The sequence below is a fragment of the Shewanella sp. FDAARGOS_354 genome (assembly GCF_002209245.2).
GTDB lineage: Bacteria > Pseudomonadota > Gammaproteobacteria > Enterobacterales > Shewanellaceae > Shewanella > Shewanella xiamenensis.
In genome coordinates, this window is sequence record NZ_CP022089.2 from 277,942 (window position 1) to 292,165 (window position 14,224).

Sequence of the window (14,224 nt, forward strand, 5' to 3'; positions counted from 1 at the left end):
TACCAGCAGAAAGATAATTAAATGATTAAATAATGTTGTGGTGGGGCATGAATTTACTCCGGTCATCTTGCAGCAATTGAGTAAACTCGGTCTCATTAATCGCTTTGCTAAAGATATAACCTTGTATTTCTTCACAGTTTAGGGCACGTAGGATATTTAGCTGTGCTGCTTGTTCAACACCTTCTCCAACCACGGATAGTCCCATATTATGAGCAATGGTGATAATAGAATCGACCATCTTCAAATCACGATCTGACTTATCAATATCATCGACAAAGGCTTTATCGATTTTTAGCGTATGGATAGGGAATCGTTTTAAGTAAGAAAGTGACGAATAACCCGTACCAAAGTCGTCTAATGCTAGATTGACACCCATTTTCGTCAATTGCTGCATAACGGTAATGGCCATTTCCGGTTGTTTAATCACCGTCCCTTCGGTTATTTCGAGTTCAAGATGTGCAGCTGGCAATTGTGTTAATCGTAAAATAGATTCAATTCGTTGTTGCAGATCGGGTAGTGCAAACTGACGTGACGATAAATTGACGGCTACTCTCCCTTTGAAAAGGCCCAGTTCACGCCATTTTTGGGCGGCAAAACAGGCTTTTCTGAGTACAATTTCACCAATTTCAATAATGAGGCCATTTTCTTCAGCAAGAGGAATAAAATCATTCGGTGGAATAAGTCCTAAGATAGGATGATTTAATCTCACTAAGGCTTCCATTCCAGTAACATGACCATGCTTTAGATCAACTTTAGGCTGGTAATACACCTCAAATAAATCATCTTTTAAACCTTCCCTGATAAGATTTTCAATTTCTAATTGCTTAATCGCATGTTGGTTAAGGGATTCTGAATAGAATTGGTAACAATTACCGCCAGCCGATTTTGCATGGTACATGGCAATATCCGCCTTTCTCAGTAATGCTTGTTCACTCTGTTCATCCTCTGGATAAAGTACAATCCCGATACTTGCACCCAAAACAAGTTGCTCATTGCCTATTTCATATACAGCTTTAAAAGCTTCAATAATTCGTCCCGCAATTGCCGCGCAGGCACTTATATCAGAGGTTTTATCGAGCACAATGGCAAACTCATCTCCACCTAAACGATAGATGCTCGTGTTTTTCGGTACGGAGGATTTTATTCTGACAGATACCAGTTTAAGTAATTGATCGCCAACTTGGTGGCCTAATGAATCATTGATACGCTTAAAATTATCTAAATCGAGTACCATTAAGGCATGGGTAATTTCTTTATTAACCAAGTTTCCTAATGTGACTTGCAAGTTTGAGCGATTGGGTAGACCCGTTAATAGGTCATTGTTGGTGAGTTTTCGAAGCTCTTCTTCCTGCTGTTTACGTCTTGATATGTCAGAGAAAACACCTACATAGTGTGATAGTTCACCTAATTCGTCATAAATAGCATCGATGGTGAGTTCCATATGAAAATGGCTTTTGTCACCACGGCTTGCTTCTACTTCATTTGCCCAGCGCCCTTGTTGTTTAAGCATGGTACGAATTTGATTTGAAAAGGATTCTGGATATAACTCAAAGGTAAGTAAATTACCAATAAAATCAGTTCGATTTCGCTGAGAAATTCTACAACATGCTTCGTTTACCTCGACAAAACGATATTCTCTGTCGAGAATAAACATGCCTTCTGAAATATTTTCGATGGCTTTTTCGAACAGTTTTAATTGTTCTTCTTTTTGTTTAAATTGACTGATATTTTTAATAGTGCCGGTCATTCGAAGGGCATTATCTTTATCATCTCTTTCTACAATTTTGGCCCTATCTAAAATCCAGATCCAGCTATCATCTTTGCCCTTAACTCTATATGCCGCTTCAAAGTGATCTGTCTCACCATAGAAATGTTTATTCAGCGCTTCTCTGACGCGCTCCTGATCCATGGGATGAATGTTACTTTCTTCATCAGTATTACCAGAACGGTGGCCATCCCTTGGGAACTCTAATGCACCCCAAATATTCGAGCGGAAAATATTACCCGTTTCTATATCCCAGTCCCACATTTCATCGCCACTTCCCCAGAGAGAAAGCTTTAGGCGCTCCTCACTTAAAGCTATTTGTCGCTGGACCTCTCTTTTTCTTAAAACGGCTCTAAAAATGAAAAAAATAATTAATACTGTAACACAAATATATATTGTTTTAGCAATACCAGAAAGCCACCAAGGAGGAGTTATATATATTTTAATAGATGTTGCAGGCCCCTTCTCCTTTGTGACTGGATTTTCTCCATACACATTAAATATATATTCACCATGTGAAAGATTAGTATAAGTCGCAGAGTTTACTCCTGTTGTTGCAGGCATCCAAGAGTCACTGAGACCTTTTAAGTTATAATAGAATTCAATGTTTTTGTTGCTTGATTTGGGAGAGTTGAACTTGATTGTAAATGGATAGTCTGAATATTTTAGCTCTATTTTATCTAGTTTTGATATACTTTTTGTTAATATTTTACCATCAATATTTACTGGCTTGTTGAATACTAATAACTCACTGATGTTTGACTCAATAGAATTTCCTTTAAGGTAAGAAAGTAATTCATCTTTATTTATGGCGCTTATCCCTGCGATACCACCAAAATAAAATATACCATCATTGAATAATCCACTTTGGTTATTGTATTCATCTTGACTTCCATCTGCGGTCGATAATGTATAAAAATTATTATTGTATCTTATAATTAACTCACTAATAGATGATGCAATAAAATCGTTTCCATCTGTCGCAATAGAGTATATAGGCTTGTTTGAACTAAAAATTAAACGTGTTTCTAAATTGCTCTTCTTTGTAGAGAAAATAGCTGTTCTTGTGCCAAAAATATATTCATCTTCCGTTTCTGAAATACAATAAACAAAGTCTTCATTGAATATGTTTTTTTCTATACCATCTTTGTCGATTAGGAGCAGGCCACCTTGTGTAGCCAGTAATAACTCATTAGAATTATTTTTTAACACTTGGAATATAGGGTGTTTGTTTTTTAATGTGTATTTTGTATAACTTTCAGCTTCTGGTAATGTAAATGTAAATATTTCAGAATTGTCAGTCGCCGCAATCAATGTGTCTGAGTTCTTTGTTTTTAATAAGGTGGTTATATTTGAGTTAATTAATTGAGTAGTTATATTGTCATCAGACTTGAATAAGCCATTATATCCACCATATATAATAGAGTTATTTGTAGATGTAATATATTTAGGTCCATTAGTATTTGTTTTGACAACTTTATTTAAGTTAAGTTTATTGTCATATATTTTTATTTCTGAACTATCATCAGATATAGCTAGTCCGTTGTTATCTAAAGTCGAAATCGACCATATATTACCACGAGGTTCGACTAAAGATTTTACAAGGTTTCTATTATCTCTTACTAGGGTGAATCCCATGCCTAATGAAGGGATTAGTAGATAATTGTTTGTTCGGTATGTTTTTCTAACTCCCGAAGCAATATTTTCCGATATAAATCCAATGGTTTCGACATCAAGGGTTTTAGAGTTTGTTCTTAAGAGCTGGTTGTGAGTAATCGAGGTGAGTTCATCTCTGAGTTTTTTTGTTAATGGTACTTTCTTTGAGATTACTCGATATCGGCCATTAGGCGAAAGTTCTAGTATTCCAATCGGAGATATTTCAATGTCAGTGGAGTTTTTAGATAAAACTTCTGATTTGTTTTTTTTATCAGTAAAAAATATTTTTCCATCATGATTTCTTACTATGTATCCATCAGAAGTTTTTATTGCCTTTTTCACAAAATTAAAGGTGTCATTTTTATATTGTTTTTCTATCTTTAGGCTTTTTTTATCTATTTCGATTAATGTGTCTTTAGTGCTAATTGTATAAAAGTCGTTATTATCATTTATTGACCAAATTGCTTCATTAATTTCTGGATATTTTTCAAATGTCTCTAAGTCCGAGTTGTATATGTTCAGGCCATTATCTGTACCGACAAATAATTTCCCATTATCGAATAGTAAACTTTGAATAAATGAGCTGGATAAACCTGAGCGGTCATTTGTAAAAAAATGCTTAAATTCTTCTCCGTCAAATCGATTAAGCCCGTTTAATGTTCCGATCCATATGTAGCCATCAGTGTCTTCTACTACAGATGTGATGGTACTTTGTGATAAGCCCTCGGGAACACCATAGGATTCTGTTTTCAGTGCAATAGGAAGTTCTTGTGCTTGCACGTAAGAGAAGAATGCTAGCGTAAGTAAGAGGAAAATTTGTAAGAGTGCTTTTGGCATAGTGTTGTTCTTAGTATTGTCCGAGGATGCCATGAAACAATTGTGTTACATCACTTTTCCAGAAATACAAGCTTTTGTCAAAAGTGATAATGTAAAAATTCCTTTAAATTGCAGACAGATGGCGTTAGATAGTGTGCAGCATTTGATCTGAGGGATGGATTGACCATGTTTTACATTAATTTTTACTACAAAGACCAGAGATACTACTGCACAAATGCATGAATGCAGCGGTTTTGTTTGTTTACAGTAAATGCTGGATTAATGATCTAACAGCTTTTTTTAGGTTAAAAATTGAACTTTTCAGCGTTTTGTTTGAACAGTTTTAGATCGGTAATCATATTGTCAGATTTGAGGGCAGATTGAGATACATGCTCAGAACCGGTACTAAAAAGCACTAAGCGATCACTATGCTTTGTGCGCATTTTTTGCATCATAAACTTGATTAAATCGGGGCGGGTGAGCTTGCTGATTTCAGCCACAACCAGTTCCCGTTGATTGAACTGATAATCTCGATTACCGACACTCACCCAATAACGTTGGCCACGAGTTTTAAGATTGGCATCATGTTCCATTACCTGGTTGATGAGTCCTTGTTTTGTGCTTTCCCATTCTTCATTCGTTATTTGCATAACAGCATAATTAAAGTCCGCGATAAACTCGTCGATTGCTTCCAGTAAATGCAGTGGACCCGTTGTGGGTGATTGAATATAGAAAATGAGCCCAGGATGGCGATTTAGCGGAAGGTAACCTGTGCCAACCATGTAGCCTAATTGTTTTTCAGTGCGCAGTTCATGGAAGAAGGTTGAAGACATTGTGTGATTAAGTAAGCTAAACAGTGCCATTTTTTCTGGCGTTGCCCTTGCTGATTGGTAATAGACGATAATGGCGCTGTCTTGATGATCTATCGCCAGTTCTCTTAAAAGGGTGCCTTGTCCGGTTAAATTAATTAATTCACGGGTGGATTCTGCGCTAGGGCTAGAGACCAGAGACAAGATATGCTCCAGACGTTTGCCGAGTGCCTGCGCCTCTGAGACTAACCAATCGCCGTAAATTAATCCTTCTAGATAAATTTTTTCGTAAAATGCCCTTACATGGTTATGTAGATCATTCAAGGTTATATTTTCAAGTGCTTGGGCCATTCTGGCTGGTTCGTAACTGCGCTTCTGTAATGTTGCTGTCAGGCTGGTGAACAGTTGTGAAATCGGCTTAGCTTGAGCTAAATTTTGCCAACTACGTAACAGCTGAGACTTGATTAAGGCAAACCGTTCTTCGGTAAAATTACGTTCTCTTGCTTTATGGATAAGCAAAGCTAACAGTGTCTCTTGATTACCAGTAAAACCGGATAAATGTAGCGTTACGCCCCCTTGGTGTGGATAGATGTTGTAGCTTAATCCTGCGACTTCAGCTTGATAAGTAGGCTCGGTTAGATAATCGAGTAACATCTCGACATACAAGCGGGTGAGAGCGGCATGTTTGGGGGTTTTACTTGCTTGCTCAGAGTCGAGTGATAAATACATATGCCCTTTAGGGACATTAAATTCATCGTCTTTTTTATGCCAAATCCGGTATCCCGTGGATTCCGCAACGATAACAGGGACTGCGACTTCGCTTTTATCGGGACGAGCAATAGAATCAGCCACAATGAAGGGATTCGCTGTGGGTAACTGAAGTTCTTGGCGTATATCTGTGACTTGCCAACGGGCGAGGAACTCAGGCTTTATCGGCAAAATTTGGTATGGCGTGTGATACCAGTTAGCTTTACGGTCGTTATTAACGGACTGTGCAATAAGTTGCAACCGCATGTTTTGCGGTGTCATTAGTGCCAATAACTCGAGTGTTTCGGGCACGTCTAAACCATCCATACGATAATCACCAAAGAGCAGATCTTCCACTTCATAGTGATGCATATTGATGCTTAAGTGGCTGGCGAAATCGAGGGATTTAACGTGTTCTTGATAGCGAAATGCCATTTTTAGCAGATTTGCTCGCTCCAAATAGCGCCAGTCTTCGAGGCCTTGAGTTTTGATTAACTCAATATACTCAAAACAGCTGCAAACAATGTCTTCAATATTGCTCATGCCTTTATCTGTGAGCTGCAGGCCAATGCAATAGTCCTTGAAGTTATAGCCATTGACACCGCCACCTGCCGATAAATTATTCACTAAACCTTGTTCTTTAAGATACGACAACAGGCTGCCTTTACTCTCATTACCGAGAATATGGCTAATGTAGGTGAGTGGTTTACGTTTGTAGTAGTGGTCGATGCCTGGGAAATTAAAGCTGATGCTTAAACGTTTTTGTTCCTTTAATGGAACAATATTGATTTGCTTAAGCAGTTCATTTTGTGAAAACAGCGGAACATCAGGATACTGTTTGACTAAGTTTAAGTTACGGATCTCGCTGAAATATTGTATTGCAAGTGCTTGCAACGCATCTAACGACATAGGTGCAACTAAACACAGTGTCATTAAATTAGCACTGTAGTGAGTTTGATAAAACGCCAATAACTCGCTTCTAACCTGTGCCTGCGTTCCTCCTAACGTAACTAAGTTTCCCACGGAGAACTTTGAGAATGGATGCTGTTGATTGACGGTTTCTTTTAGCACTTGATAGCTGCGGCGGATATCATCTTTCAGCTTTAAACTAAATTCAGATTCAATGGCTTGGCGTTCTCTATCCACCAATTCCAAGTCAAATTTTGGCGAGATAAAGAATTGGCTAAATCTGTCTAAGGAGTCGGCGAAAACATCGGCATTGATGGTAAAAAAGAAATTGGTATGCTCGGTGCCTGTCCAAGCATTATTGCTGCCACCATGCTGATTGATAAATGAGTGGTATTCGCCTGAGTCGGGAAATTTCTCGGTGCCTAAAAAGAGCATATGCTCTAAAAAATGCGCCATACCGGGTCTATCTACAGGATCATCAAAATGTCCCACTGCGACCGCCATGGAGGCGGCGGCTTGGTTAGCGTCCAAATCTTCCACCAATAATACCCGCAGCGCATTATCTAACACGAGATAACGGTACTGGCGATGATCGTTTGGACTTTTGTAAATAGACTGAGAGGCTTGCAAAGAGACACTCCGATGACGATGGCTTGTTATATATTGATAGTCTTAATGGTTTTTGGCAAATATCTCTTGTGCTTATCGACTAAAGATTAACTCTTGCAAGGTTTGTCGAAATCCATTTTAGGGCTACAATTGGGATAAAACAAAAACAAGTATGGGTAACGAGAGACGTATGCAGCTATTTTTGATGCGACATGGTGATGCTGGATTTAATGCTCAGTCGGATAGGGATAGAACGTTAACCGATGTTGGAAGACACCATACAGTGTTAATGAGCAACTGGTTAGCCCGAAGCGTCAGCGATTTTGATCTTGTTTTGGTTAGTCCTTACTTACGGGCTCAGCAAACTTGGCAAACATTGAGTCAACATTTTCCTGAGCCCCGTAAATGGCTAGTTGTCGATGATTTAGTGCCGTCAGGCGATCCTGCTAATGTTGCTGCATTGATTTTGGCCTATGCCGAATTGTATAAGGCCGATAAAGTGTTGGTGATTTCCCATATGCCGTTGTTAGGTTATTTGGTGAGTGAGCTGGTAGCAGGTGTTGAACCGCCTTTGTTTGCTACCTCTGCGATTACATTAATCGATAAACATGCCGAGCAAGCCTCTCTTGTGTGGCAGCATGCTCCTCATAGTATTAGTTAATAAATTCAATATAAAACAAAGGGCTCACAGATGTGGGCCCTTTGTTTTAGTATGCTTTTTTTATAGAGTTGGATAACTTAACGTCTATGGGGCTGGTCACCAATATCAATAAGTACCAATAACGCGGCATCGCCACCCCATTCTTTGGGCGCTTGGTGAAAGGCTTTCACCATAGGATGTTGCACCAACCACATTGGCACCTGTTGTTTAAGTATGCCCGTGCCATAACCGTGCATCACACAACAACATTGGCTTTGCTGTTTTACACAGGCTTGGATCAGCGCTGCTAATTCGAGTTTGGCTTCCGACTGGCGATAACCGTGTAAGTCCAGCAGCAAATCCGGCTGATAATCACCACGTCTTAAGCGTTTAAGCTCCAGACTATCGACACCCTCGTCGAGCCAACGCATTGGTCCCTGAACGGGCAGCAGAGGTTGATAAGTATCTGAGAAATAACTATTAGCATGCAACTGCTGCTCTTTTAGTTCAATTTCTTGTTTGGTTTTTAGGGGCGCGCGAAAATGCCGCTTATCTTGGGTGATAGGTTTTATCCCCTCGATTAGCGCCGAAAACATCGCCATGCCTTCTTTGTCATCGTCTTTATTCATGGCGGGTATTCTATTGAATCCTATGGTTTCTGAATAGAGTTCAGTTACAATGTTTGTGAACATACAAGCGGGAGAGCGTTTTGGATAAGATCTTTGTAGATGAAGCTGTGACAGAGTTACGCACCATAGGTGACATGTTGCGTTGGGCGGTGAGCCGCTTTAATGATGCCAATGTGTACTATGGCCACGGGACTGATAATGCGTGGGATGAGGCCATCGCATTAGTGTTTCATGCGCTGCACTTGCCCGAAGAAATCGGTCAACAAGTGATTTTAAGTAACTTAACCAGCAGTGAAAAACACAAAATCGTTGAGCTGATCATTCGCCGCGTACGTGAGCGTTTGCCTGTGCCTTATTTAACCAATAAAGCGCGCTTTGCAGGGCTTGAGTTCTATGTGGATGAGCGCGTATTGGTGCCACGTTCACCTATCGCCGAGATGATTGCCAATCGCTTTGGCCCTTGGTTATACGGCAAACCCGTTAATCGTATTTTAGATTTATGTACCGGCAGTGGTTGTATCGCAATTGCCTGTGCCTACGAATTTGATGAAGCCGAGGTCGATGCGCTGGATATCAGCGAAGATGCTCTCGATGTGGCGCAAATCAACGTTGAAACCTTAGGGGTAATGGACAGAGTGTTCCCGATGCAATCTGATCTGTTTTCAGCCATTCCTGAAGGTCCACAATATGATTTGATTGTCTCTAATCCGCCCTATGTGGATGAAGAAGATATCGGCGATATGCCAGATGAATACCACCATGAGCCAGCTATTGGTTTAGCCTCGGGTCGCGATGGCCTCGATTTAACCAAACGCATTTTAGCGAATGCGGCCCAATACCTGACACCAACGGGGATTTTAGTGGTTGAGGTGGGTAACTCTATGGTGCATCTGATGGAGCAATTCCCCGAAGTACCTTTTACTTGGGTGAGTTTTGAACACGGCGGAGACGGTGTGTTTGTGTTGACTCGCGATCAACTGGTCGAACATCAATCGCTTTTTGCTATTTATCGCGACGCGCAATAATAAATTAGGTTGAGTCTTTTCCCGCTGCCAGTTAGGCTTGCAGCGGGAAAAAGAATTGTCCAGCCATTGCTGGGCGCGGAGCGATAAGCAAATCATTTAAGGTGTAAAAAGCGGATGTCTGGAAACAGTATTGGTCAAAATTTTGTGGTGACTACCTTTGGTGAAAGTCACGGTGTGGCGCTCGGGTGTATTATTGATGGTTGCCCACCAGGGCTCGAACTCACCGAAGCCGATATGCAGCATGATTTAGACCGCCGTCGTCCTGGTACATCCCGTTATACCACCGCTCGCCGTGAGCCTGATGAAGTAAGGATCTTATCCGGTGTGTTTGAAGGCAAAACCACAGGCACTTCCATTGGGCTTCTGATCGAAAACACCGATCAGCGCAGCCAAGATTACTCCAATATCAAAGATTTATTCCGCCCAGGACATGCCGATTATACCTATCAGCAAAAGTATGGCCTGCGTGATTACCGTGGCGGCGGTCGCTCATCTGCCCGCGAAACCGCTATGCGGGTCGCTGCGGGTGCTGTGGCGAAAAAGTATTTAAAACAAGTGCATGGCATTAGTATCCAAGGTTATATGTCGCAACTTGGGCCGATTAGCGCCGAGACCCTCGATTTTAGTCAAATCGAGCAGAACGCCTTTTTCTTCCCCGATGCGAGTAAGCTCGAGGCGCTGGATGAATATATGCGCGAGCTGAAAAAATCCGGTGATTCCATTGGCGCCAAAATCTCTGTAGTAGCGACGGGTGTTCCCGTGGGACTGGGCGAACCCGTGTTTGACAGGCTCGATGCCGACATCGCCCATGCCTTAATGGGCATCAACGCGGTAAAAGGCGTTGAAATCGGTGATGGTTTTGGCGTTGTCACGCAAAAGGGCTCGGAAGGGCGCGATTTAATGTCGCCACTGGGTTTTGAATCTAATCATGCCGGTGGCATACTTGGCGGCATTTCATCGGGCCAACCCATTGTCGCCCATATTGCATTAAAACCCACCTCAAGTATCAGTGTGCCGGGCCAAAGCATGACGGCTCAAGGTGAAATGGCAGAAGTGGTGACTAAAGGTCGTCACGACCCCTGTGTCGGGATCCGCGCGGTACCGATCGCCGAAGCTATGCTGGCGATTGTGTTGATGGATCATCTGTTAAGACATAGAGCTCAAAATCAGAATGTTCGCAGTCATACACCGATCCTCGGCATGAGATAGGTGCGATGAATGAGACAGTCTGCATGGAATAAAAATGCATAGCGGCTGTGTAATAAATGGAATGCGTTAATGCCAACTATCTCTAGCACAAGCCAGCAGTTACGCTGGCTATGTGCCTGTTATTTTTTCTTCTTTTCAATTCTCGGCACTATGATCCCTTACCTTGGGGTCTTTTTCGAAAATCGTGGATTTAACCCTCAAGAAATCGGTTTTTTACTGGCGATTTTAATGGCGACCCGTATCGTGGCACCCAATGTGTGGGCTAAGGTGGCCGATCGCACTGGCATGCGCGCCGAATTGGTGAAGATGGGGGCGGGCGCCGCGATGCTGGCGTATTTGAGTTTCTTCTACCACGGTGGCTTTGTGTATATGGCGCTCAGCCTCGCGTTGTATACCTTCTTCTGGAATGCAATTTTGGCACAGCTTGAGGTGATCACCCTCGAAACCTTAGGTGAAAATGCCAGCCGCTATGGGCAAATCCGCAGTTTTGGCAGCATTGGCTATATCTGCTTAGTGGTCGGCGCCGGTTTTGCTATCGGCCAATGGGGCACCGAGGTATTGCCTTATATTGGTTTAGCCTTGTTCACTGGGATGCTGGTCAGCGCCTTGCCCTTGCCTGCGAATCGTGCCGTGCGGCCTCAAGGGCAGGAGCGCCATCCGCTCAAATGGACTAAGCCCATTCTGTGGTTCATGGTGTCGGCGATGTTATTACAGATGAGCGCTGGGCCGTTTTACGGCTTCTTTGTGCTCTATCTTAAGCAGGCGGGATACACCGAAGCGGCCGCGGGGATTTTTGTCGCCCTCGGTGCAATGGCCGAAATCGTGATGTTTATGTTTGCGCCTCGCTTACTTGGACGTTATGGCGTCAATACCTTGCTTGTCGTCAGTATCGCCATGACCGCCGTGCGCTGGTTGCTGGTCGCCTTTGGAGTTGAGAGCATGTTATTACTGGGCTTAAGCCAAGTACTGCATGCGTTCACCTTCGGTTTGACTCATGCGGCCTCGATTCAATTTGTGCACCGCCATTTTGATGCCAGTCATCGCAGTCAAGGACAAGCCCTGTATGCCAGCTTAAGCTTTGGGGTTGGCGGCGCACTCGGAACTTGGATTTGCGGTTATATCTGGGGCGATGGCAGCGGCGCTGTGTGGTCTTGGGTATTCGCGGCGGCCTGTGCCTTTGCTGCTATGCTCGCGGTATTTTTGATCCCTAAGGATAGGGCGCAAGCGGTTGCGTCATAAGCTGATATTGATTGTGAAAATAACTCATTGTAAAAACTAAAATAATGAACAAGAGAGGTTAAGGTGATCCGGTTTCGTTTAGGCTTAGTCATCAATCCACTGGCGGGTTTAGGTGGAAGTGTGGGTCTTAAAGGCAGCGATGGCGTGGCCGAGCAGGCACTCGCCTTAGGTGCCGAGCCCAAGGCGATAAAGCGTATGATGCAAGCCTTAGAAGTAATTGCCCCCTATGCCAATGATATCGAAATCATTACCGCCTCCGGCGTGATGGGGGAATACGCCGCCAACGCCTTAGGTTTTAACACCCGTGTGGTGTATCAAACCCCAGATAAAACTCAGGCCATCGACACGCAAGCCGTTGTGCGTACCTTGCTGAACGAACCGTTGGATTTATTACTGTTTGCGGGGGGCGATGGCACGGCGCGCGATGTGTATAGCGTGTTTGAGCAAGCGGTTATCGACGATAAATTACCCGTGCTTGGTGTGCCGGCTGGGGTAAAAATCCATTCGGGCGTTTACGGCATCACGCCCCATGCTGCGGGTATGGTGGTGAAAATGCTGCTCGAAGGTGAGTTAGTCAGCCTGATGAGCGCGGATGTGATGGATATTGATGAAGCTGCCTTTCGCCAAGGCACTGTGCGTGCCAAACGTTTTGGTGAGCTGTTAGTGCCCGCCGAACCCCGTTATGTGCAAGCAGTGAAGATGGGCGGAAAAGAAGTCAATGAGCTCGTGCTCGCCGACATTGCCGCCGATGTTATCCAGCAGATGGAAGACGAGCTGTACATTATGGGCTCGGGCAGCACGGTTGCCTTTGTGATGGAAGAGCTTGGGCTCGATAACACCCTATTGGGGGTTGATCTAATCCAAGATAAAACTTTAGTAGCGAGTGATTTAACCGCTAAGCAGTTGCTCGACCTTACCCAAGATAAGCCGACAAAACTGGTTATTACCTTGATTGGCGGGCAGGGGCATATACTCGGCCGTGGCAACCAGCAGTTGTCGCCAGAGCTTATCCGCCGCCTCGGTAAGGACAATATTATTATCCTCGCCACAAAAACTAAGCTAAAAGCACTTGAAGGACGCCCCTTAATTGTGGATAGTGGCGACCCTCAATTAGATCGTGAGCTTTGTGGCTATTACAAAGTGACGACGGGTTACCATGATTATGTGATGTATCAGGTGGCCAACCCCGACTATTCAGATTTATAGCACCGAGGGGCCAGCGGCCATTTGGGCGAAATACGTTATTGGAGAGTTTGACCCGATGTTAGAGCAGTATGAAGAAGCACTAGAACAGTGGATTGAGTCGGTAGTGAGCCATGGTGATGACGATGCCTTATTTGCCTGCGGTTATCTGCAAGGCCATGTGGCGGTGGTGTTATCGCAACTCGAAGACGAAGGCGAGAGCACGCTAGAAGCCTTGCTTGAAAAAATGACCGACTGTTTAGCCCTCGCGCGCCAAGAATTAAATGATGCCGATTTTGCTTTAGTAGAAGCGGCGTGGGCACAATTACATGGCAAGATTGTTAGTCATTTAGCGGCCTAATTGATGAGTACATCCACGACGACTTCGGTTGATGCCATGGCAAAACCTGAAGTGCAGCAAGCGGTTTATATCGGTCTAGTCAATCCGAAAACCCCGACCAATGTGGGCGGCATTATGCGCGCTTCGGGCTGTTATGGTGTCGATGCCGTGTTCTACACCGGCAAACGCTATGAGTATGCTGCCCGTGGGCCGCAGCAATATAACGCCGATACGCAGAGCGCCGCCGAGCGCATTCCGTTAACTGGAGTGGCCTCCTTACTCGATGCGCTCCCCTCTGACACTAAGCTGGTGTGCGTGGATTTAGTTCTAGGGGCGACACCCTTGCCTGAGTTTGTGCATCCCGAGAAAGCCTTTTATGTGTTTGGCCCAGAGGATGGCACCATTGGCCAAGAGATTATCGATAGAGCCGATGCCGTGGTGTATGTGCCTACGGTAGGCTGTATGAATCTGGCAGCCTCGGTGAACGTACTGCTTTACGATAGATTGGCGAAAGCCCATCGCGAGCAGGTATCAGCTCAGACCGAGTTCGATGGTGATGCCTTGATCCGCCAAAGTCGCGACAACAATAATCGCACCCGAGTAAAAACCACTAAACAGGGTTCTTCGACCTAGGGTTAACGCTCAATGG

Annotated in this window: 10 protein-coding genes; 7 read left to right on the top strand and 3 right to left on the bottom strand. The window is 43.6% G+C overall.

Annotated elements, in window-relative coordinates; all coding sequences use genetic code 11:
• Positions 1-25: 25 nt before the first annotated feature.
• Together CEQ32_RS01415 and CEQ32_RS01420 are read right to left on the bottom strand one after the other, a co-directional pair.
• On the bottom strand, positions 26-4,258 hold the full coding sequence (locus CEQ32_RS01415; protein ID WP_122040726.1) for an EAL domain-containing protein: 4,233 nt from the start codon (positions 4,256-4,258) through the stop codon (positions 26-28).
• 284 nt (positions 4,259-4,542) lie between these two features.
• A complete protein-coding gene (locus CEQ32_RS01420) occupies positions 4,543-7,332 on the bottom strand; it encodes an insulinase family protein (RefSeq protein ID WP_088585364.1) in 2,790 nt (929 codons plus the stop codon).
• Positions 7,333-7,501: 169 nt separating this feature from the next.
• Between CEQ32_RS01420 and sixA the strand changes: the two genes are divergently transcribed.
• Positions 7,502-7,972: a phosphohistidine phosphatase SixA gene (gene sixA / locus CEQ32_RS01425; RefSeq protein WP_088585365.1), complete on the top strand. Its 471-nt coding sequence runs from the start codon at positions 7,502-7,504 to the stop codon at positions 7,970-7,972.
• Positions 7,973-8,049: 77 nt separating this feature from the next.
• Here sixA and smrB read toward each other — a convergent pair whose 3' ends face one another.
• Positions 8,050-8,580, bottom strand: coding sequence for an endonuclease SmrB (gene smrB, locus CEQ32_RS01430; RefSeq protein WP_041416788.1), 531 nt, complete (start codon positions 8,578-8,580; stop codon positions 8,050-8,052).
• 80 nt (positions 8,581-8,660) lie between these two features.
• Here smrB and prmB point away from each other — a divergent pair, with 80 nt between their 5' ends.
• From prmB to CEQ32_RS01460, 6 genes are all read left to right on the top strand, one after another.
• Positions 8,661-9,605 (top strand): 50S ribosomal protein L3 N(5)-glutamine methyltransferase, encoded by a 945-nt coding sequence (prmB, locus tag CEQ32_RS01435; RefSeq protein WP_011716525.1) that lies wholly within the window; start codon positions 8,661-8,663, stop codon positions 9,603-9,605.
• Positions 9,606-9,719: 114 nt separating this feature from the next.
• Complete coding sequence (gene aroC, locus CEQ32_RS01440; RefSeq protein WP_088585366.1) at positions 9,720-10,814, top strand: chorismate synthase; 1,095 nt, start codon at positions 9,720-9,722, stop codon at positions 10,812-10,814.
• Between the two features lie 69 nt (positions 10,815-10,883).
• Positions 10,884-12,053 carry an MFS transporter gene (locus tag CEQ32_RS01445; RefSeq protein WP_088585367.1) on the top strand — a complete coding sequence of 390 codons (1,170 nt, stop codon included), beginning with the start codon at positions 10,884-10,886 and terminating at the stop codon, positions 12,051-12,053.
• A 63-nt stretch (positions 12,054-12,116) separates the two neighbouring features.
• Positions 12,117-13,259 carry an ATP-NAD kinase family protein gene (locus CEQ32_RS01450; RefSeq protein WP_088585368.1) on the top strand — a complete coding sequence of 381 codons (1,143 nt, stop codon included), beginning with the start codon at positions 12,117-12,119 and terminating at the stop codon, positions 13,257-13,259.
• Between the two features lie 55 nt (positions 13,260-13,314).
• Positions 13,315-13,596, top strand: coding sequence for a YfcL family protein (locus CEQ32_RS01455; RefSeq protein WP_011716529.1), 282 nt, complete (start codon positions 13,315-13,317; stop codon positions 13,594-13,596).
• A gap of 3 nt (positions 13,597-13,599) precedes the next feature.
• Positions 13,600-14,208: an RNA methyltransferase gene (locus tag CEQ32_RS01460; RefSeq protein WP_088585369.1), complete on the top strand. Its 609-nt coding sequence runs from the start codon at positions 13,600-13,602 to the stop codon at positions 14,206-14,208.
• Positions 14,209-14,224 lie beyond the last annotated feature (16 nt).